This window comes from Candidimonas humi, from assembly GCF_019166065.1.
In the GTDB taxonomy this organism is placed as follows: domain Bacteria; phylum Pseudomonadota; class Gammaproteobacteria; order Burkholderiales; family Burkholderiaceae_B; genus Candidimonas; species Candidimonas humi.
The window spans coordinates 209,993-231,279 of sequence record NZ_JAHTBN010000006.1; the positions used below are offsets into that span (position 1 = coordinate 209,993).

The following is a 21,287-nucleotide window of genomic DNA, read 5'->3' on the forward strand; positions in this document are numbered from 1 at the left end:
GTGCCGCAAGACCGAAGCTCATGCCGTCACGTCCCTGTCGAGGGTAAGGGTTATCCCGGCACCACCCAGGTATTTCAGGCCGATCTCACATATTGGCTGGGCGGGAACCCCATCGATTTCCTGAACATGGTCGAGAACGAAGACGGGCTTTCGTAGCCCAGGTCCAGGGCGATACTGGTGACGCTCTCGCCGGCGGCCAGGCGGGCCATGGCGGCGAACACGCAAGCCTGCTGGCGCCAGGCGATGAAAGTCATGCCGGTGGCGGCCAGGAAGCGCCGATAGAAAGTGCGCTCGCTGACGTTGAGCTGGCGCGCCCAGTCGGCCGGCGCCACGGCCTGGTTGGGCGATTTGTAGAAGGCCTGGCACAAGGATGCGAGCGGCCCTTCGCGCGGCACGGGCAGGTGCAGCGGCACCACCGGCTGGATGCTGGCCTCGCGCAGCAGCATTTCCATCAGCAGCCCGTCGCGCGACCCGGCCACGTACAGTAGCGGCACCTTGACGGCCTCGCGTATCAGTTCGCGCAGCAACGGCGGCACGGCAATGACCTGGCAGCGCTGCGGCGCCTCGGGCAGCGCCGAATCGCGGAAATACAAGCTGTGGGTGACGACGTTGATCATGCTCAGCCGATGCGCAACCCCCGTGGGGATCCAGACCGCGAAGCCGGGCGGCACGACCCAGGCGCCGAAGCGGGTCTCGAGCTGCATGGTGCCGGTGGTGCCGTACAAGAGCTGGATGCGGCGGTGGGAATGCGCCTCGACCGTCTGCCGGTCCAGGTAGAACGACTCCATCGCGATCACGTCGCGGTCGGCGTCTTCCACGAGATCGATAGGCCGGGTCATGGCTGGCTGAAATTCAATGTTGTTTGTCTTATATTATAAGGACAGTCACGCAGCGCTTGTCTATATTGGAGACTGCATGCCGGCCCGCCAGGCGCGGCCGTGCTGGCGCCGGAGCCCCGGCCACATCCATCTCGACGGAACTTCAGACATGAATCAAGCCACGGCCTCCACCATGCCGCCGGCCTCCACGGCCGCAGCGGCCACGACCGACGCCGCCCCGGCCGCAGCCTCCAAGACCGCGGGCGTCGCATTCGGCGTCCTTGGGGCGATCAGCGTCACGCACTTGCTCAACGACATGATGCAGTCGGTGCTGCTTGCGCTCTATCCGGTGCTCAAGGGCAATTTCGATCTCAGCTTTGCGCAAGTGGGGGTCATTACGCTGGCCTTTCAATTTTCCTCGTCGCTGCTGCAGCCGCTGATCGGGCTGTTCACCGACAAGAAGCCGCAGCCATTTTCGCTGCCCATCGCCATGGGCTTCACTTTCATGGGGCTGCTGCTGCTTTCGCAGGCCTGGAACTTCCCCAGCGTGGTGCTGGCCGCTGCCCTGATCGGCATGGGCTCGTCGGTGTTCCACCCCGAATCGTCGCGCGTCGCGCGCATGGCTTCGGCCGGGCAGCACGGGCTGGCGCAATCCATCTTCCAGGTGGGCGGCAACCTCGGCTCTTCGCTGGGCCCCCTGCTGGCCGCCTTGCTGATCGTGCCTCACGGGCAGCACAGCGTGGCGTGGTTCTCGCTGGCCGCGCTGCTGGCCATGGCGATCCTGTACGGGGTCAGCCGCTGGTACAAATTCCACCTGACCAGCGCGCGTGGCAAGAAGAGCCTGGGCAAGGTCGACACCGGGCTGACGCGCCGCGAAGTCAAGCGCGCCCTCGTGGTATTGCTGGTGCTGGTGTTTTCCAAGTACATCTACCTGGCCGGGCTCAACAGCTACTTCACTTTCTACCTGATGCACCGCTTCGGCATGTCGATCCAGAACGCGCAATACTGCCTGTTCGTGTTCCTGTTCGCGGTGGCGATAGGCACGGTGGTGGGCGGGCCGGTGGGCGACCGCATCGGCCGCAAGCGCGTGATCTGGGGTTCGATCCTGGGCGCCGCGCCCTTCGCGCTGGTGCTGCCCTTCGCCAACCTGTTCTGGACCATCGTGCTGGTGTTCATCATCGGCCTGGTGATCGCCTCGGCCTTCTCGGCCATCCTGGTCTATGCACAGGAACTGGTGCCGGGCAAGACCGGCACGATCTCGGGCCTGTTCTTCGGCCTGGCCTTCGGCATGGCGGGTATCGGCGCCGCAGCGCTCGGCACGCTGGCCGACGCCACCAGCATCGAGTTCGTGTATCACGTCTGCGCCTTCCTGCCCCTGCTGGGCGTGACGGCCTTCCTGCTGCCCAATATGCGCAATCACCGCAAGGTGGCCTGAAGAGGCTTCCAGGCTCCCGCCGCATCCCGGCACTGTCCCGCGGATGCGGACCGCGGGGCCACCGCCCTCTCGGGCGCGGGCCCCGTCATGAACGCGGGCCTGTCGCTGGATGCATTCGCGGGGAGCCTGGCTTCCGGGCCTCGATCTCGCCGCAGACCCGCCAGAAGCTAGCTCGCCAGCATCTTCCTCAAAGGTTTACCCGCCCTTCGATGCACACGGCGGTTTCGCCGCCTATCCAGATATCGTCGCCCAGGCGCTGCACGTGCACTCTGCCGGCCCGCCCCAGGGCCGTGCCCTGCGAAGCCACATAGGCATCGGGCGCCTGGCCGCTGCCTATCAGCCACTGGGCCAAGCCGGCATTCAGGCTGCCGGTCACCGGATCTTCGGGCACGCCTATGCCGGGCACGAAGGCGCGCACCTCGAAACTCGCCTCGCCGCCGTCGCGCGCCGCATCCCAGGGCGCCACCACGCCGATCTTGAGATCGCCGAGCGCGGCCATATCCGGACGCAGCGCCAGCACTTCGGCCCGGCTGCCCAGCATGACCGCCAGCCAGCCGGGACCATTGTCGACCCACTGCGCCCCGCGGATGGCAGTGCGTTCGATCAGCAAGCCCGAGGCGACGCGCTCGAGCAGGCTCGCGTCGGGCACGCCGCTGCGCAGCAAGGGAGGAGCGGCAAAGGCGAGCCGCGAACCGTCGCGCCGCAGGCGTATCAGGCCGGCCTGGCATTCCTGCACGACTTCCTGTCCTTGCGGGCGGCCGCCCGCGGCCAGCCATACGTGACAGGAACCCAGCGTAGGATGGCCGGCGAACGGCAGCTCGGCGCGGGGCGTGAAGATGCGCACGCGGTAGTCGGCGCCCGCCGCCGTGGGCCGCAACAGGAAAGTCGTTTCGCTCAGGTTGGTCCAGTTGGCGAAGGCCGCCATGCCGGCCTCGTCCAGTTCGTCCGCGCCGATGACCACCGCCAGCGGGTTGCCCTTCAAGGGCGTGGCGGAAAACACATCGACTTGCTTGAAATCCAGGGTGGGCATGAGACGAACTCCGACGAACGTAGGGGCGATAAAAGCGCCACGAAGGCAAGGGGGATGAGGAATGCCAGACGATAAGCCCGCGAGCGGCATCGCCGCGCGGCCACGGGCTACGGCCGATGTGGCTGCAGGCTGCGGTGCGGGCTACGGTGTGGGCTGCATAGCTGCATAGCTGCATAGCTGCATAGCCGCATAGCCGCATAGCCGCATAGCTGCGTGGCTGCGTGGCTGCGTGGCTGCGTGGCTGCGTGGCTGCGTGGCTGCGTGGCTGCGTGGCGGTAGAATACCATCCCATCCAGTCCCTCCGGACGGCCATGTCCGGCACGGCCGCCCCGCCGGCCGCGACCCTCCATGCCGAGCACATCATGACATCGGACTCCCCCGCAACGCGCAAAGTCATACTCGTGATCATCGATGGCCTGGGCTGGCAGACGGCCCACGACGGCCTGGGATACCTGCAGGGCCTGTGCGAGGCCGGCCGCGCCAGCCTGTACCGCATGGAATGCGGCCTGCCCTCGTTGTCGCGCCCCATGTACGAATGCATACTGACCGGCGTGCTTCCCGTGGACAGCGGCATCGTCAACAACGACATACAGCGCCTGTCGAACCAGCAGAGCATCTTCCACCTGGCGCGCGCCGCCGGCCGCAGCACCGCCGCGGCCGCCTACCACTGGATCAGCGAGCTGTACAACCGCTGCCCCTATTTGCCCGTGCGCGACCGCTACACCGACGACCTGTCCCTGCCCATCCAGCACGGCATCTTCTACCACGGCGAAGATTATCCCGACGACCACCTGCTGCTGGACGCCGAGACGCTGCGCCGGCGGCACGAACCCGATTTCCTGCTGGTGCATCCCATGGGCGCCGACAGCGCAGGGCATGCCTACGGCCTGGACAGCCCGCAGTACCGCAACACGGCGAGGCGCATCGATGCCCTGCTGGCCGAGTACCTGCCGGGATGGCTGGACGCTGGCTGCCAGGTACTGGTGACCAGCGACCATGGCATGAACCGCGACCGCAATCACGGCGGCCTGCTGCCCGAAGAACGCCAGGTTCCGCTGTTCACCCTGGGCAGCGCCTTCGCCCATCCGGGCAACGCCCATGTGAGACAAGTCGAGATCTGCGGCATCGTCGCCGACCTGCTCGGCATCGGGCACGCCAAGCCGCGCAACCCGACCGTGCTGCAAGCAACCGAACCGGAAGCCGGCGCCGACGGTATAAACTGAACTGACACGAACGAATATCGCCGCAGCGTGCAGGCGCCGGGCCCGGCCCGCAAACCTGTGGCATCGCCCGTGACGCAAGTACACGCACACAAGACACAAGGGAAGACATGGACGCTGATTTCTGGCTGCAACGCTGGCGCGCAGGGCAAACCGGATTCCACCAGAGCAGGGTCATGCCGCTGCTGCAGAAATACTGGGGCAGCCTGGCGCTGCCCGCCGCGAGCCGCGTCCTGGTGCCGCTGGCCGGCAAGTCGCTGGACGTCGTCTGGCTGGCAGCGCAAGGCCACCAAGTTCTGGCCGTGGAACTCTCGCCCCTGGCCGTGGAGCAGTTCTACGCCGAGCAAGGGCTGAAGCCCGAAGTGCGCGACTCCGCCATGGGGCGCCATTACCTCGCGGGCAATATCGAATTCCTGTGCGGCGATATTTTCGACGTGGACGCCGCAACCCTGGCGCAGTGCGCCGGCTTCTACGACCGGGCCGCGCTGATCGCCCTGACGCCCGAGTTGCGCCAGCGCTACGTGCGGCATGTGTACGGCCAGATGGCCCAGGGTTGCCGCGGCCTCTTGCTGACCCTGGAATACACGCAGGAACAAATGGACGGCCCGCCCTTCTCGGTTCCGGAAGCCGAGGTGCGCAAGCACTACGGCGAGGCCGGCGGCTGGGACGTGCAGGTGCTGGACCGCCGCTCCATACTCGACAAAGAACCGAAGTTCGCGGCCCGCGGCCTGGACAGCCTGGATACCGTGGTCTATCGCATGGAACGCCAATCCGCATGAACGGCGGGGCCGGGCGGTGAATTCGGGTGGGCGTAGCCGCCCGGCATGCCGCGCCCGCCCCTCTATGCCTTCGAGCCGGTTCGCCGCAACCCCGACGCTCAAAGTCCCAGGATCTGCACGCCCGCGGCCTGTAGCAGCAGCATGATATTCAGCCCCAGCACGACCAGCGCGGCCAAGACCGCCAGCACGATGACCAGCGGCGAGTTGCGATAGGAGCCCATGATGTCGCGCCTGCAGGTGAACCACAGCAGCGCCAGCATCGGAACCGGCAGGGCCAGGCTCAGCCCCACCTGACTCAGGATCAAGGCCCGCGTCGCACTCACGCCCATCGCGATGACGATAAAGCTGGGGATCATGGTAACCAGGCGCCGCACCCACATCGGGATATGGAAGCCCACGAAACCCTGCATCACGAGCTGCCCGGCCATGGTGCCCACCACGGAACTGGATACCCCCGAAGCCAGCAGCGACACGAGGAATATGCCGGCGGCGGCCGAACCGAGCACCGGCGTCAAGGTGTGATAGGCCGTTTCGATTTCCGCCACGCCCCTGTGCCCGGAATGAAAGGCGCTGGCGGCCATGATTACCATCGACATATTGACGAGCCCGGCTATCGACAAGGCGATCGCCACTTCCAGGCCCGAGAACCTCAGCAGCTTCTTGCGCTCGCCCTCGTTGCGCGGCGGCACCCGGCCCTGGGTCAGGCCGGAATGCAGGAACAGGGCGTGCGGCATGATGGTCGCGCCGATGATGCCCACCGCTATCGTCACGGCCTCGCGGTCCGGCAGGCGCGGCGTGACCATGCCGCCCAACACCTGCGGCCAGTGCACCGGCGCAATGATCAGCTCAATCAGGTAGCACACGGCGATCAGCCCCACCAGCGCGCCTATGGTCAGCTCCATCGGGCGAAAACCGAATTTATCGGACAGCAGCAAGAAATAGGTGATCGCCGCCGTCAAGGCCATTCCCACCAGCAGCGGCAGATGAAACAACAGCGCCAGGCCAAGCGCACCGCCTATGAATTCGGCCAGGTCGGTGGCCATCGCAGCCAGTTCGCAGATGACCCACATCAGCAACACCAGCGGCGGCGGAAAATGATCGCGGCATAGCTGCGCAAGGTTTCGGCCTGTCACGATGCCCAGCTTGGCCGACAGCGCCTGGAACAGCATCGCGACCAGATTGGCCAGCAGCACCACCCACAGCAAGCCATAGCCGTAGCGCGCCCCGGCCTGGATATTGGTCGCGAAGTTGCCCGGATCCATATAGGCGATGGACACCACCACCGCCGGCCCGACGAAAGGCAGCAGCATCGCAATGCCATGGCGGCGGCCCTCCAGGGCATCGTGGATGGCGAGCACCGTCCCCTCGGTCATGGGAGGACGTGTCATGGGCTGCAGGCGGCGTGGGTTCATGAAGACCTGGTGTTGGGCGGGCGAGCCGGGCCATGGATACCGGATACCGGCGGCGTAGGCCGGGCCACCGCCGCGTAGCGGGCATTCCGGGCATCGCCGCGGCTCGGGCTCGGCATCCCGTCTTATATCAAATCACCCGAAAGTTCGCACGCACGATCTCGCACGAAAGCGTCATGCGCCCACAGCCGCGCGCCGCGCCCATGCACCGCCGGCGCTTTCGGGCGACAATGCCGCCTGGACATGGCCCTCGCCGCCACACGCCGCCCTTCGATCCGCCCCGCGATAATCAGCCCGCATGAGCCCTTCGCCACAGACAGACCGCAATACGAACAACGCCCAGTCCTCGGTGGAAAACCCGCACTGGCGGCGCAATATGTATGTGTGCCTGAGCGGCTCTTTCACTAACGTCATGGCCATGACGCTGCTGTTGCCGTTCCTGCCCATTTACGTCGAGCAGCTCGGCGTCAAGAGCCAGGCCGCGATAGTCCAGTGGTCCGGCATCGCCTATGGCATCACTTTCCTCGGCGCGGGCCTGCTCGCGCCGCTGTGGGGCAAATTCGCCGACCTCTACGGGCGCAAGCTGATCCTGGTGCGCGCCTGCCTGGCGATGGCGATCTGCATGTCGCTGATCGGCTTGTCGCAGAACATATGGCAGCTCGTGGCGCTGCGCCTGCTCGCCGGATTGCTGGGCGGCTATGCGTCCGGCGCCGTGGTGCTGGTCGCCTCGCAGACCCCCAGGGCCCATTCGGCCTGGGCGCTGGCCACGCTTTCCACGGGAGTGCTGGCCGGCACCCTGCTGGGGCCCCTGGTGGGCGGCTATCTGCCCGGCCTGATCGGCATACGCAATACCTTCTTTCTTGCCGGCGCAGTGATCTTCATGGCCTTCCTGGCCACTTGCTTCCTGCTGCACGAAGACCGCTCGGCGGTGAAGCAACGGCGCCAGACGGCCAGGGCCGGCGCCTGGTCCGCGATCCCCGACCGGCGCCCGGTGTACGCGATGCTGGCCACCGTCATGATGCTGATGCTGGCCAATATGTCCATAGAACCCATCATCACCGTGTATGTCGGCAAGCTGGTCGACGAGCCATCGCGCGTGGTGAGCACCGCAGGCCTGGTCATGGCGGCCTCGGCGCTGGGCAGCATCCTGGCGGCGCGCCGGCTGGGACGCCTGGCCGACAAGGTCGGCAGCTGGAAGGTGATCATCATCTGCCTGGCGGTGGCGGGCGTGCTGCTGGTTCCGCAGGCCTTCGTCACCAACAGCATGCAGTTGCTGGTGCTGCGCTTCCTGATGGGCATGGCGCTGTCCGGCTTGCTGCCGGCCATCAACGCCACCATCCGCCACAACGTGCCCGACGCCTCGGTCGGCACCATATTGGGATACGCGACTTCCGCCCAATACGCGGGCCAGGTCCTCGGGCCGGCCCTGGGCGGCTTCATAGGCGGCCACATGGGCATGCGGCCGGTGTTCCTGATCACCGCGGCGCTGATGCTGGTCTGCGCGGGGTGCAACTGGAGCGTGGCGCGGCGCCGGGCTTGATACGCACCCGCCGGGCACATCCCGGCTGGCAGCGCACAGCGCCTCGGCCCAGCGGCGAGCCCGCCGCCCGCACGCATGCCCGCCTTTCTGCACTACTACCCCGCCGGGCGGGGCCGCCCGCGATGCTCGAGCACCCGCAACCGACCTATTTACGTTGCCACGTTTCGACTGCCGTTGACCCATTCGCAAATCCCACATAGAATTCAAATTCAAATTTGAAATTGAATTTTTAATTCTGCAGCTGGCAGGCACCGGGTGGACACCAAGCAAAAAATCATCCAGACCGCGCTCACTTTGTTCGCGCGGCACGGATTCAACGGCACCACGCTCAAGGACATCACCGCCAGCGCAGGCGTCAATGTCGCCGCAATCCACTACCACATCGGCGGCAAAGAAGAACTGATCCGCGCGGTGCTGGCCTCGGTCGTCGAGCCCGTCAACCGCATGCGGCGCGAAGCGCTGCAGAAGCTCAATGCAGGCCCGGGGCCGACCCTGCGATGCGTGGTCGAAGCCCTGGTGGCGCCCCCCATACGCCACAGCCTGGACGCCACCGGCGACAGCCGCCTGCTGGTGCGCCTGCTGATGCAGGCCCGCACGCTGCCCAGCCAGACATCGAATGCCGCGATCTTCCGGCTCTACGACGAGCTGGCGCTCGAATTCGTGGAAGCCTTCCTCAAGGCCAGCCCCGGCCTGGGGCGCGAAGAAGCCTTCTGGCGCTATGCCTTCACCATAGGCTCGATGATGTACATCATCACCGACTCGGACAAGCACTACCACCGCCTCAATCGCCTCTCCGGCGGCCTGTGCGACACCGATGATCCGCAAGCCATCATCGGCCAGCTCGCCACTTTCGTGGTCGCCGGAATCCAGGCCGCAAACATCGCCCCAGACAAAGGAGCCTCTCTTGGTTCGCAGGATCATTGACTTGTCGGTCACGCTGGAAGACAAGCCCACCTCCCCCGCCCACCACCGGCCGCGCATCGATTACGTCAACCATGACGAATCGTGGGAACTGTTCGGCAAGCTGCTGCCGGGCGTGACGCCCGACGATATGCCGGAAGGCAAGGCATGGGCCGTCGAGAAAATTTCCCTGTCCACGCATGCGGGCACCCACATGGACGCGCCCTGGCATTACCACCCGACCACCAACCACGCCCTGGTGGAAGGCGGCGAGCCGGCGCCGGGCATCGACCAGGCGCCCCTGGACTGGTGCATGCGCCCTGGCGTCAAGCTGGACTTTCGCCACTTCGAGGCCGGCTACGTCGTCACGCCGCAGGACATCGAGGCCGAGCTCGCACGCATCGGGCATGCGCTGCAGCCGCTGGACATCGTGGTCGCCAACACGCGCGCCGGCGCGCGCCAGGGCTGCGAAGACTACTGGGAAAGCGCCTGCGGCTTCGGCCGGGCCGCCACACTGTGGCTGCTGGAACGCGGCGTGCGCGTGGTGGGCACCGATTCCTATAGCTGGGACGCCGCGTTCAAGTTCGTCATAGACCGGTTCAACGCCACGCGAGACCCCAGCATAGTCTGGGAAGGGCACAAGGCAGGCCGCGACATCGGCTACTACCAGATGGAAAAGCTGACGAACCTGGACCTGCTGCCGTCCCACGGCTTTACCGTGTGCTGCTTTCCCATAAAGATCGCCCACGCATCGGCGGGCTGGTGCCGCGCCGTCGCCATCATCAAATGATCAGCCGTCCGGCATTCTCTGCCGGAGGCTCAACTCATAAAAAAGAAATTTTCAGGGAGATTTCCGACATGTATCCGCAGACTCGCAGCTTGCGCGCACGGCTGGCAAGCTTTGCCCTACCCATGGCGATGGCCGCCGCCACGTTCGCCTGCTCCATTCCCGCATTTGCCGCGGGGACCTATCCCGACCACGCCGTCGAAGTCGTGGTGCCCTTTCCGCCCGGCGGCATCGTCGACGTCGTCACGCGCATGATGGGCAAGCAACTGAGCAAGACCCTGGGACAGCCGGTGGTGGTGATGAACAAGCCCGGAGCCGGCGGATCCATAGGCGCCGGGCTGGTTGCACATTCCAAGCCGGACGGGTACACGCTGCTCATGGCGTTCGATACCCATGCCATCAACCCGCTGCTGTACAAACTGCCGTTCGACAGCGACAAGGATCTGGCGCCGGTGTCGCTGGTCGGCACATCCGCCCTGGTGCTTGCCGTGCACCCCTCGGTGCCCGCCAAAGACGTGCCCGCGCTGGTCGAATGGTCCAAGCAGCATCCCGACGACCTGAATTACGCCTCGACCGGCGCAGGAAGCTCGAACCAGCTCGCCGCCGAACTGTTCAAGCTGACCACCGGTGCGCAACTGCGGCACATCCCCTATAAGGGCGGCGCGCCGGCCATCACGGATTTGCTGGCCGGCCGGGTGCAAGTCATGTTCGTCAGTACCAGTTCGGTCCTGCAATACATACGCGCAGGCAAGCTCAAGGCCCTGGCGGTGACAACCAAGGCGCCCATTCCGCAGCTTCCGGGCGTGCCGTCGATCACCGACTACTACCCCGGGTTCGAGGCAGGGTCATGGGTCGGCATGCTGGCGCCCGCGGGCACGCCCAAGGACATCATCGCCCGCCTGAATCGCGAGGTCCACGCCGCGATCACGAGCCCCGAAATGCAGCAATTCTTCGAAAAGCAAGCCATACAGCCGGCCCCGTCCACGCCCGAGGCATTCGGCGAGCTGATGCACCGCGACACGCAAAAGTGGGCCAAGGTGATCAAGCAGGCCGGCATCAAGGTCGAATAACCGCGCCATCCCGAGAGCCGGCTTCTATCGCCGGCGATGCCCTTGCTTTAGGCCGGGCATCGTCGGCGACGCGCATGCCGCCCCGGCGAGAGCCCGCGCCGCAAGCACGCCGCAGCGGCCGCCCCCATGCAAGCAGCCGATGAATCCGATTATTTTCCTGGAGATCCTATTGTGAATATTTCCCCTTCCTTCTTTACTTCGATGGCGCGCCTGCGGGCCGTCGCCTGCGGCGTGGCCTTGCTGGCAGGCAGCGGCCTGCAAGCGGCAATCGCGCAGGACCACTTTCCCGCCAGGGCCGTCACATTCGTGGTGCCCTATGCCGCGGGCGGCACGACAGACTTGGTCGCACGCACGGTAGGGGCCCGCATGGCCCAGATCCTGGGCCAGCCGATAGTCATAGAAAACCGCGGGGGCGCCGGCGGCAACATCGGCATGGCGGCCGTGGCCAGGGCCAAGCCCGACGGCTATACCGTCGGCATGGGCGCGATATCGACCAATGCGCTCAATCCGCACATATACAAGAAAATGCCTTTCGATCCGCGCAAGGATTTCACGGCAATCGGCATGCTGGGCACGTCGACCATCGTGCTCGAGGCGGGCTCGGCCTTGCCGCAGGACATCAAGAACGTGCAAGAGCTGCTGGACTATGCCCGCAAAAACCCCGGCACCCCCTACGGCACGGCGGGGGTTGGCACATCCATGCACCTTGCCGGCGTACTGTTCGCGCAGCTCAGCCATACCGAATGGGTGCATGTGCCGTACAAGGGAAGCTCGCCGCTGATCACCGACCTGATAGGCGGCCGGGTACAAGTGGCCTTCGACAATCTGCCGGCCTCGCTGCCGCAAATCCAGGCGGGCAAGCTGCGCGCATTGGCCGTCGCGGGGGCTCGACGCTCTCCTTCCCTGCCGGATGTCCCGACCATGGCGGAAGCGGGCCTGAAGGGATACGCGGTAGAGCCGTGGTTCGGCGTCTACGGCCCGGCGGGCATCCCGGCCCCGATCGTGCAGAACTTGCAGCATGCCTTACAGGAAGCCCTGGCCGACACCGCAGTACAAACCAAGCTGCTGGCAGCCGGATTCTCGCCGCGCTCGTCCACGGGAGAGGAACTGGCCACGCTTACGGCGAACGAGTACGAAAGACTGGGCAAGGTCGCCAAAGACGCCAAGATGATGGCCGACTGACGTGGCGCCATCTGGCCTCTACACCGTACCCCGCGCGCCCGGCAAGCCGCGGGGGCGCCGCGCTTCCGACAAGCCATCAAGCGAACTTCCGGAGGGCCCGGACCGTCGCCAATGGCAGGAACAGCATCATGGGCGAGTCTGACAATGCGATGAAGCCATGATGCCGATACAAAATCACTGCGCAGCAATCGACATATTGCTATACATTTCATCAATCTTGGGCAATCACGCGGCGGATTGCCGTACAAGATCATTTCCATGCAGCAGCCTTGCATCGCTCGATCTTATGCCGGGACAGGGCGTGGATACTGGGTCATGAGACCATTCGGCCCATCCGTGAAACATCCGTCATGAGCCCGCATCCGCCGGGATCAATATATATTTTTAGTTAGAAGTAGTTACATCATCGCGGCACAGCAATGGTAAAGATTCCGCGCCCGCCATGGACGGGCCGGGGTCCGTCGGAGATAATCGGCTAGGCCGCGCGGGGCACCCTGCCGAAATCTGCGGACAGAATGCGCGGCGCAACAATCCAGAGGGGAATGCGTGCAATGCGGTTGCGGATGCCAGTTCTGAAATCCAAGCGGCGGGTGGTGAAGATCTTAGTGGGCATCGTGCTCACGCTGCTCGTCCTGGCTGGCTTGTCGGCCTGGCTGGTGCCCAAGGTAACCCGCAATCTGCTCACCGAGAACGTCGCGCAACTGCTGGGCCGCCAGGTGGACGTGGGAGAAATCCACTTCAACCCCTTCACGCTGGCGCTGCGCGCACAGAACATTTCCATCAGGCAAGCCGGGGCGTCCCCCGCGCAGCCTTCCCCCAAGCAGGCAGAGCCTTCTTCGGCGCAAGCCGCGTCGTCCGCCATGCAAACCCAGCCTGCCCCCGCGCAAGCAGAGCCCGCCTCCGGACAAGCCGCAGTGGCGCCCGCGCCATTACTGAAGATCGGCGAAATCGACCTGCGCGTAGCCTGGCGATCTCTCGTCATGTTCGCGCCGGTGGTCGACCGGCTGCATATCGAACGACCCCAGCTCGCCCTGGTGCGCAAGGACGCCACGCACTTCAATTTTTCCGACATCGTCGAGCGGCTGGCCAAGATGTCGGCCGACGAACCGGACAAGCCCGAGCAAGCCTCGAGCAAGCCGCCGCGCTTCTCACTGAACAATCTCACGCTGTCCAACGGTTCCATTAGCCTGGACGATCACGTAACCGGCCACCACCAGGCGATCGACGATCTCAAGCTGGGCATCCCTTTTATTTCTTCCTTCGGCTACGCCACGCAGATCGACGTGCTGCCTGCCGTGCACATGCGCATCAACGGCAGCCCCTTCGACCTGAGCGGCACGGCGCGGCCTTTCGACAAGGTGCCGGCATCCACGCTGAATGTGACACTGGATGGCCTGGCGCTGGACAAATGGGCCGACTTCTGGCCCTTGCCGCTGCCCGTCAAGGTCAAGAGCGCGCTGCTGGACTCCAGGCTGCAGGTGCTGTTCGAGCAGCCCGCCGGCGCCCCTCCGCGCATACGCGTGCAGGGCGGGCTGGATCTGCGACACCTCGACGTGGTCGAATCCTCGGGCGCACCGCTGCTGGCCTGGGACAAGCTGCAACTCGACCACATCGCCGCCGACCTGAGCGCACGCACGCTTTCCATCGGCACGATAAGCCTGGAAAAACCGCAAGTCGAGGTGCACCGCGATGCCAGGCAACTGAACTGGCAGCGCGTGGCCGCCGGCTTCGCCAAGCTGGGCAGCCCAGCTCCCGCATCCGCATCCGCATCCGCAAAGAATTCTGCGGGTGGCAATTCAGCGCCTGCCGTTTCAACGCCTACGCCCTCGGCGCCTTCCACCGCCGCGCCCCAGCCCGCCGCGGCTCCCGCTGCGGCAGCGCAAGCGGCCGCCGACACCGACACCAAGCCGGCTGCCGTACAAGGCGATGAAAAAAAACACCTGACCCCTGCACAAGGCGATGAAAAAACCGGCGCGACCGGCGCCGTCCCTGCAAGCCCCGCGCAGGCTGCCGCGGACAAACCGGCCACGGCGCCGGCCCACTCCGCGCCGGCCAACTCCACGCCTTCCGCCTGGAAGATCGCCATCGACACCTTCAAGCTCGATGCGGGACAGGCGCAACTGCGCGACGACCCGCTGGGACTGAACTACCCGCTGGACGGGCTGAACGCCGAGGTCGATCACATCGACCTGCCGCAAGCCGCGAGCCAGCCCATGCAAGTGCGACTGGGCATGGACAACAGCCACGACAGCAGTTCGCTGCGCGTCGAGGCGCCCGTCGTCCTGCAGCCGCTCTCGGCCCAGGCGCAAATCCAGATGAACAATCTGGCGCTGGCGCCGTTTGCTGCGGCCCTGCACCATTTCGCTCCGATCGCCTTGAAGGACGGCCGGCTGAGCATTGCGGGCAAGGTCGATGTGGCAGGGTCCCGGGTCGAAGCCCATGACGTCAAGCTCGGCCTGCAAAAGCTCGCCGCGCGGGACGACTCCGTCAAGCCGGGGATCGATTTTTCCGTGGGTTCCCTGGCGCTGGAAGCCGACCGGCTGGCCCTGGATGCCAAGCCGACCAACTTCACCCTGCGGGCCGACGGCATCCAGAAGCACGGCACCCTGGCGCTCAAGGGCGCACTGACCACACAGCCGCTGACGCTGAAGACCTCGGTCGACCTGGCCAAATTCGATGCTGCATCCCTGGCTCCGTATATAGCATCCAGCCTGAACGCCACGGTGCGCAGCGTGTCCCTGGGCGCGCGCGGCAACGCCGAATTCACCCCGGCAAGCAGCGGCAAGCCGATGCACGTGGACTGGCACGGCGCCGTGCAAGTCGACAATCTCGACCTCCTGGACCGCGTCAACAAGGCCAAATTCCTTACCTGGAAACACCTGGGCCTGAGCAACATGCACGTCACGATGGCAGGGAGCAAGCTCGGACTGGCGCTGGGCGACATCCTGCTGGACGATTTCTACGGCGACATCCTGCTCAACAACAAGGCGCGCCTGAACGTCATGGACATCATGGTGGACAAAGGCAAGGCCGCCGGCTCCATCACGCAGGACACGCAGACCCGCCGCAGCAAGACCGGGGCGGCCAAGCGCGCTGCAGAGCACGGCGCCGGGCCCGATATCTCCATCCATAGCGTCACGCTCAAGCGCGGCCGCATGCTGTTCAACGACCATTTCGTGCGGCCCAACTACCGCGCCGAACTGTCGTCCATAGCCGGCACGCTCTCGGCCGTGTCCTCGGCCAAGCCGGCACCGGCCAAGGTCAAGGTCACGGGCCGCGTGTACGGCACGGCGCCCTTGTCGGTATCGGGCACCGTGCAGCCCTTCTCGCGCTATCTCGCGCTGGACCTCAAGGCGTCCGCCAAGGGCGTGGACCTGCCGCGCTTCACCACGTATTCGTCCAAATACGTCGGCTACGCCATCCAGCGCGGCAAGCTCTCGGTCGACCTGGAATACAAGATCAAGAACCGCGCCCTGCAGGCCAGCAACCAGGTGCAGCTTAACCAGCTCACCTTCGGCAAGCAATCCAACAGCCCCGACGCACTCAAGCTGCCGGTGCTGCTGGCCGTCGCCCTGCTGAAAGATTCCCACGGCAATATCGACATCAACCTGCCGATATCCGGTTCGCTGGACGACCCGCAGTTCTCGATAGGCGGCATCATCATCAAGGTGATCGTCAACACCCTGACCAAGGCGGTGACCGCGCCCTTCAAGCTGCTGGCCTCCGCCTTCGGCGGCGGCGAGGACCTTTCGTACGTGGGCTTCGAACCGGGCAGCTCGACGCTCGACGACAAAGCCAAATCCAGCATCGCCACGCTCGTCAAGGCGCTGAACGACCGTCCCGCGCTGAAAATGGACATCGTCGGCCGCGCCGATCCGAAGACCGACGAGGCGGGCCTGCGCCAGGCCTGGCTGGACCAGCAATTGCGCCGGGCCAAGGCGCGGGACACCGGAGGCCGCGGCAAGAAGGCTGATGCCGCCGGCATCAAGCTGAGCGACGCCGACCGCGCCAAGTACCTGAAGAAGGTCTACAGCGACACCAAGATCAAGGACAAGCCGCGCAACGCCATCGGCTTTGCCAAGTCGCTGCCGCCCGAGCAAATGAAGACCCTGCTGCTGGCCGCCGCTCCGCTGGGCAAGCAATCCCTGCAAGCCCTGGCCGAAGCCCGTGCGCAAGCCGTGTACGAACAGATCCTGACCACCGCCCAAGACCTGACCAGCCGCGTCTTCATCGTGGCGCCCAAGCTCGACGCGAGCGGCATCGACGACGGAGGCCCGACGACGCGCGTGGATTTCAGCCTACACTGAGTTTCGCGATACAAGCGCCGGGCGCGCAGCCCGGACTCGAGAAAGGATGAAACCATGAATATCGATCTGACGGGCAAGACCGCACTGGTCACCGGCTCGACCAAGGGCATAGGCCTGGCAAGCGCCAAAGGGCTTGCCGAAAGCGGCGCACGAGTGGTGCTCAACGGCCGCACTCAAGTAGCCGTCGATGCCGCCATCGCCGACCTGCTCGGCGCCCTGCCCAAGGCGCAGGTGTCGGGCATCGCGGCGGATATCGGGACGGCGCAAGGATGCGCGTCCATCGTCGCCGCGCTGCCGCAATGCGACATACTGGTGAACAACGCCGGCATCTTCGGCCCGCAGGATTTCTTCGAAACCCCCGACTCCGTCTGGCAGACGTTCTACGACGTGAACGTAATGTCCGGCGTGCGCCTGTCGCGCGCCTATTTGCCCGGCATGCAGGCCCGTGGCTGGGGGCGCGTCGTGTTTCTCTCGTCGGAATCGGCGTTCAACATCCCGCCCGACATGATCCACTACGGCATGACAAAAACCGCCGTGACGGCCCTCGCGCGCGGCCTGGCCAAGCGTATGGCCGGCACCGGGATTACGGTGAACTCGGTGCTTCCGGGGCCGACACTGTCGGAAGGGGTGGCCGCCATGCTCGGCGATGCGGCCCGCGAGGCGGGCAAGTCCGTCGAAGAGGCGGGGCGCGATTTCATCGCCGCCCACCGCCCCTCGTCGATCCTCCGGCGCCTGGCTCGTGTCGACGAGGTGGCGAACATGATCGTCTACGCCTGCTCGCCGCAGGCTTCGGCCACGACAGGCGCAGCCCTGCGCGTCGATGGTGGAGTCGTGGACAGCCTCTGACTGGATGCTGGCATCGACCATCACTCGGGCGCCGCGCCACTGCGCATGGCGTAACCGATGAACACCGGCGGGCGTCCGGCGCAGCCAGCGCACCACATGAATGCCATAAGATCAACTACTCCCGCGGACCGTTGCCCAGATAATGTTGCAGGCGACGGCGGCTAAGGCGCTGGTTGCCGACGCAGTTCATGGGCGTATATTCGTCGGCATTGAGGGAACGATCACTTTGTGCCGCCAGCCATTGGACGAAAGTCGCTTCGTTCCGAAACACGCGGCATTCGTTGGCATGGCCCTTGTGCGCCATTGCCATGGCTTCCTTGATCGTCGGAGGCCTCCAGTCGCCAATCTGGACGTAGACGAAGGCGCCGTCGGTGCACAGCAAGCCCATCCCGCAGTAATACGGGTGCGAGTGGCCGATGGACCCGTGTTCCTTTAGATATTCCGCGATGCAACGCGCGAAGGTTTCGCCGAATGGCTCCGCATTCATTTCGAGACCATAGTATGGGGCCAGCGGCCCGACAGGGCGCCCGCTCCACCACATTCGAGCCGCAACCTGTGACGCATCCAGCCTCAGACTGTCCACCGCGACCATAGCCTGCGCGGGCATGGCGGTGAGCTCAGCCAATGAAATTCGCCGTTGCTCTTCGGAAGGTTTTTCCCCGTCCCAAGCGGGGTGTGTGAGCGTCAGTAGCAGCCCTTGACCATCGAATTGCTCGAAGCGCGGCCGACTGGGTAGTGCCGTTACGGCGACATGGAGCAGGCCATGCGTCAGGTCAAGCAGCAGCAGACGCCATTTTTCGTCATAGCTGGCCGCCGACCGGGTCAGCACGAGGAATTGGCCGTCGCCGGACCAGATCATGGCCGGCCCCACTTGGCCGATTCCGTAGCCTTGCGATGTCATGACATAGCCGCCGATGCGACGGTCTTCACGGTGCGGCCAGCCAAAGGGCGATTGACTGTGGCCGCCAAAATACCAGGCCGCGTGGTTTTGCGCCGGCGTCGGGTAGAGGAAGTCGCCCTCGGCGTTGCAGGCCTGGGGAGAGCTGACCGTACGCCAATCGGGCAGCGCCGTCAACACGCCTAGGCGCAGCTCGAAGCGCCGGATGCGATAGTAATATCGCGCTTTGCGCATGGCCAGGAACGAGGCCATCGCGCCGCTGCCAGGAAGAGGGGCGGCCGCATCGAAAGGGGCAAGCGCCGTACCGAAAGCAGGGTTGTCGTTCTTATCGACGCGGCCGGCGATCTCGATGACCGCAATCTGGTCGTACAGCGTATCGTGAACGTCTGCCACCAAAAAGTCGGGGCCTGCGATCAGGCGTTTTTCGGCGGGGAGTGCCAGCACGAAACTGGACGCGGCTCGCTGCGGACTGTCGCCCAGGTCCTGGACGAAAGGTAAGAGAACAATGCCGCAAGGCTTGTCCAGCAGGCGGTATTTGATCAGCCACAGCCCGGGCAACTGCCAGTCGCCGATGCGGCATCGCCAGGCCTGCGCCGGCCCGGCGTCCGGATAGGGGCGGGAAAACACGGCGCACGCACCGTTTGCCAGGGGCTCGGTGTGCACACTCAGCAAACCCACGCCCGCAAGGCCCGGCTCGAGCCGCATGTGCAGGCTTACATGCCGCACAGACAATGTGGCGGGGTGTGCGATACCGTGGCCGTCCACATCGCCAGGCACATCGAGCGCCGAGCGTTCTTCTCGCAGCTCAATGCCGAAGCGCCCATAGCCAGGAACATGGCTCGCCAGCCTGGCGTCCAGGCGCAGGGCATCTTCGTTCTCGGCGAATGAGGGAACAGGTGCCGTGTCCAAACCGATTTGATCGCCGATGAAGCGCTCGAAGTCAGGCAGCGCCTGCCAGCCGCTTGCTTCGGACCACCACCAGAAGACTTGCCCGCTGCCTGGGGCGTCGAGACGGTGCGCCTTGCAGGCGAAGAGCCGCCCGTCATCACTGCAGCTCGCCGAGGTCTCGTACACAGTAGTCAGGCCCGTGTCGGCGTCGTCCATCAGAAGCTGCCAGGTCGGGCTGAGCAGGCACCGATACGGGTCGGCTTGGGCCATGAAAGAAATCGGGGGCACTGGCTTCAGACGCAAGCGGTGACATGGATTGCCTGTTGAATAGCACGCATGCTGCGTCGACCATTGCTTGAGAACGTGGTCATGCTGGCCGGCATCGATCCAGAGGTCCTGGAAGTGTTTGAGGCCCGTGGCGCTGTGTGTGTCGAGGAAATCCTGCAGCCAGAGGGATGGACGGCGGCGTGGCGCCGACGTAGGTGTATCCACTGGCGCAGGCTCGCAAAACTCGGGGATGTGCCAGAAATGTTCGGAATCACGGCCCCAGCGCAGCGTCTTGTCCCAGCGATCAAGCAGCAGCAGGCTGTCGCTCTCTTCTTCCGGGCTCGGCATTATGGCGGCGAAGTAGCGCCCGTCCGCGGAGTAGCGGGCCACCAGGCCGACGCCGGCCAGCAATACACCGTCATCGAAGAGTATCGTACGCGCGGGCGGGCCGTATGCACGGCCCGACTCATATTCGCTCAACACGCGAATGTGGCCGCCCTCCGGCGTTATGAGTGCTCTATAGTTGGCGTCGGGCTTGCCGCGACCCGGCTGGCCACCCCGGGGCAGAGTCAGCTGCAACCGGGCCTCGATCATACGCAAGCCGCGCGTAAGGGCCCAGAGGACTGCAATTCCCGCGAGCAGGCCCTGCCAATGCGGGAAGTGGCGCCACACGTTGAGGCCGAGCCCGAATTGCGCCCAGCCAGCCCATTCGCTGGTGAATTTGGCCATGCGTGGTTGTCTGGCGCCGGACAGCAGCGGAACGGATATAAGCAACAAGAACTCGACGGCAAGTGCCGTGAACAAGGGCAGCAGCGCCGCGGCAATGGCAGGAATCAGAATATGGGCTAGAGAAAGCAGTACCGAGCCGAGGGCACGCCAGAGGGTATGTTTCGCAGCTGCAGTTCTAGGGGTCATCGAGGCGTCGTTGAGTCTCGGGCAGTGAGTTGAACGAGTAGTCAGACAATCTCGCAGGAAGTTGGAATTTTACGCACACCGCAGTCACGCTCTGGCCGGAGAAAACCGGGGCACGGTATTTTTACCGACCACATATGAGGCCGTCGCCTGCTTCCACTTGGCCCACAGCAGGCGCAGCGCCTCGGGTGGTAGCTGCCCGAGACCGATGAAGCACACTGCGCCCGGAAACTCGCCGATGTTGATCAACTCCAACCGCAACGGACGGCGGCCTGTCGCGTAATGGGCCAGCAGTCGTACCAACGCGGGTTGGTCGTAACAGTCGAACTCCGGCCAGATCACGACGCCTTCGTAGCCGGCGCATTCTTGCGGCTGCTGCTCATCGGCTTGGAGGCCATGGAGACACCCATCGTATTGCAGCGGCGGGTCGTAAAAATCGGCCTGGACCCGGCCAATGCCGACGACGTGATCGTGGCGGCCGACATGAAAGCCGAAGCCTGGCGCGCAAACATGCGGCGCAAGACCGCCGGCCGTGCCGAGCCGTGAACCTGGCCCCGTCGAAATGAAGAAGATTACTCGATGGAGTGATGTTCGCAGGAGAAGGGCGGAGATCCGCCGCATTCCTGGCCCCTGGAATTCAATGCTATAATCCTTTGCTTCCCGAAAGCCAGGGCTCGAAACAGACGCCCAATCCACGGCCGAAGGGGCGGTTAGCTCAGTGGTAGAGCACTGCCTTCACACGGCAGGGGTCACTGGTTCGAACCCAGTACCGCCCACCAAACTAAAGTCTACAGCAGTCTACAACCGTATATCAGAGGCTCTTCCCCATTATCGGGGGATCAGGGCATTCATCACACTCGGTTAATCGGCTCGGCTCTACCCCATAATCGGGGGATACGGGCATTCATCACACTCGGTTAATCACCCCGTTCCAACCGCACTGGGCCAAGACCCGCATGCGGTAATTCTCAAAATTCCTGAAGCCATACGCCCGGCGCG

At 65.0% G+C, this 21,287-nt stretch carries 15 protein-coding genes and 1 tRNA gene; 11 read left to right on the forward strand and 5 right to left on the reverse strand.

The window, feature by feature from the left end; all coding sequences use genetic code 11:
• Positions 1-74: 74 nt before the first annotated feature.
• The gene (locus KVP10_RS15195) at positions 75-839 is read right to left on the reverse strand and encodes an AraC family transcriptional regulator (protein ID WP_217965451.1); all 765 of its coding nucleotides are present in this window, start codon (positions 837-839) and stop codon (positions 75-77) included.
• A 148-nt stretch (positions 840-987) separates the two neighbouring features.
• Here KVP10_RS15195 and KVP10_RS15200 point away from each other — a divergent pair, with 148 nt between their 5' ends.
• Positions 988-2,253: an MFS transporter gene (locus KVP10_RS15200; protein WP_376810988.1), complete on the forward strand. Its 1,266-nt coding sequence runs from the start codon at positions 988-990 to the stop codon at positions 2,251-2,253.
• 187 nt (positions 2,254-2,440) lie between these two features.
• Here the strand turns inward: KVP10_RS15200 and KVP10_RS15205 are convergent, their stop codons facing one another.
• Positions 2,441-3,283 carry a PhzF family phenazine biosynthesis protein gene (locus KVP10_RS15205; RefSeq protein ID WP_217965452.1) on the reverse strand — a complete coding sequence of 281 codons (843 nt, stop codon included), beginning with the start codon at positions 3,281-3,283 and terminating at the stop codon, positions 2,441-2,443.
• Positions 3,284-3,645: 362 nt separating this feature from the next.
• Between KVP10_RS15205 and KVP10_RS15210 the strand changes: the two genes are divergently transcribed.
• On the forward strand, positions 3,646-4,506 hold the full coding sequence (locus KVP10_RS15210; protein WP_217965453.1) for an alkaline phosphatase family protein: 861 nt from the start codon (positions 3,646-3,648) through the stop codon (positions 4,504-4,506).
• A gap of 107 nt (positions 4,507-4,613) precedes the next feature.
• Positions 4,614-5,282 (forward strand): thiopurine S-methyltransferase, encoded by a 669-nt coding sequence (locus tag KVP10_RS15215; protein WP_217965454.1) that lies wholly within the window; start codon positions 4,614-4,616, stop codon positions 5,280-5,282.
• A gap of 98 nt (positions 5,283-5,380) precedes the next feature.
• Here KVP10_RS15215 and KVP10_RS15220 read toward each other — a convergent pair whose 3' ends face one another.
• On the reverse strand, positions 5,381-6,694 hold the full coding sequence (locus tag KVP10_RS15220; RefSeq protein WP_217965455.1) for an Nramp family divalent metal transporter: 1,314 nt from the start codon (positions 6,692-6,694) through the stop codon (positions 5,381-5,383).
• A 295-nt stretch (positions 6,695-6,989) separates the two neighbouring features.
• Here KVP10_RS15220 and KVP10_RS15225 point away from each other — a divergent pair, with 295 nt between their 5' ends.
• From KVP10_RS15225 to KVP10_RS15255, 7 genes are all read left to right on the forward strand, one after another.
• Positions 6,990-8,231 carry an MFS transporter gene (locus tag KVP10_RS15225; RefSeq protein WP_217965456.1) on the forward strand — a complete coding sequence of 414 codons (1,242 nt, stop codon included), beginning with the start codon at positions 6,990-6,992 and terminating at the stop codon, positions 8,229-8,231.
• Between the two features lie 255 nt (positions 8,232-8,486).
• Complete coding sequence (locus KVP10_RS15230) at positions 8,487-9,155, forward strand: TetR/AcrR family transcriptional regulator (protein ID WP_217965457.1); 669 nt, start codon at positions 8,487-8,489, stop codon at positions 9,153-9,155.
• The gene (locus tag KVP10_RS15235; RefSeq protein ID WP_246600706.1) at positions 9,136-9,921 is read left to right on the forward strand and encodes a cyclase family protein; all 786 of its coding nucleotides are present in this window, start codon (positions 9,136-9,138) and stop codon (positions 9,919-9,921) included. The genes KVP10_RS15230 and KVP10_RS15235 overlap by 20 nt, the downstream gene beginning before the upstream one ends.
• Before the next feature lie 68 nt (positions 9,922-9,989).
• Entirely contained in the window at positions 9,990-10,988 is a 999-nt protein-coding gene (locus tag KVP10_RS15240; RefSeq protein ID WP_217965459.1) for a Bug family tripartite tricarboxylate transporter substrate binding protein, read from the forward strand.
• A 201-nt stretch (positions 10,989-11,189) separates the two neighbouring features.
• Positions 11,190-12,170: a Bug family tripartite tricarboxylate transporter substrate binding protein gene (locus tag KVP10_RS15245; RefSeq protein WP_217965483.1), complete on the forward strand. Its 981-nt coding sequence runs from the start codon at positions 11,190-11,192 to the stop codon at positions 12,168-12,170.
• A gap of 563 nt (positions 12,171-12,733) precedes the next feature.
• Positions 12,734-16,477 (forward strand): DUF748 domain-containing protein, encoded by a 3,744-nt coding sequence (locus KVP10_RS15250; RefSeq protein WP_246600707.1) that lies wholly within the window; start codon positions 12,734-12,736, stop codon positions 16,475-16,477.
• Positions 16,478-16,531: 54 nt separating this feature from the next.
• Positions 16,532-17,323 (forward strand): SDR family NAD(P)-dependent oxidoreductase, encoded by a 792-nt coding sequence (locus KVP10_RS15255; RefSeq protein ID WP_217965460.1) that lies wholly within the window; start codon positions 16,532-16,534, stop codon positions 17,321-17,323.
• A 115-nt stretch (positions 17,324-17,438) separates the two neighbouring features.
• Here KVP10_RS15255 and KVP10_RS15260 read toward each other — a convergent pair whose 3' ends face one another.
• Together KVP10_RS15260 and KVP10_RS15265 are read right to left on the reverse strand one after the other, a co-directional pair.
• Positions 17,439-20,291, reverse strand: coding sequence for a hypothetical protein (locus KVP10_RS15260; protein ID WP_217965461.1), 2,853 nt, complete (start codon positions 20,289-20,291; stop codon positions 17,439-17,441).
• A gap of 84 nt (positions 20,292-20,375) precedes the next feature.
• Positions 20,376-20,909, reverse strand: coding sequence for a hypothetical protein (locus KVP10_RS15265; protein WP_217965462.1), 534 nt, complete (start codon positions 20,907-20,909; stop codon positions 20,376-20,378).
• Positions 20,910-20,992: 83 nt separating this feature from the next.
• Between KVP10_RS15265 and KVP10_RS15270 the strand changes: the two genes are divergently transcribed.
• Positions 20,993-21,067, forward strand: a tRNA-Val gene (locus KVP10_RS15270).
• The last annotated feature ends 220 nt before the right edge of the window (positions 21,068-21,287 follow it).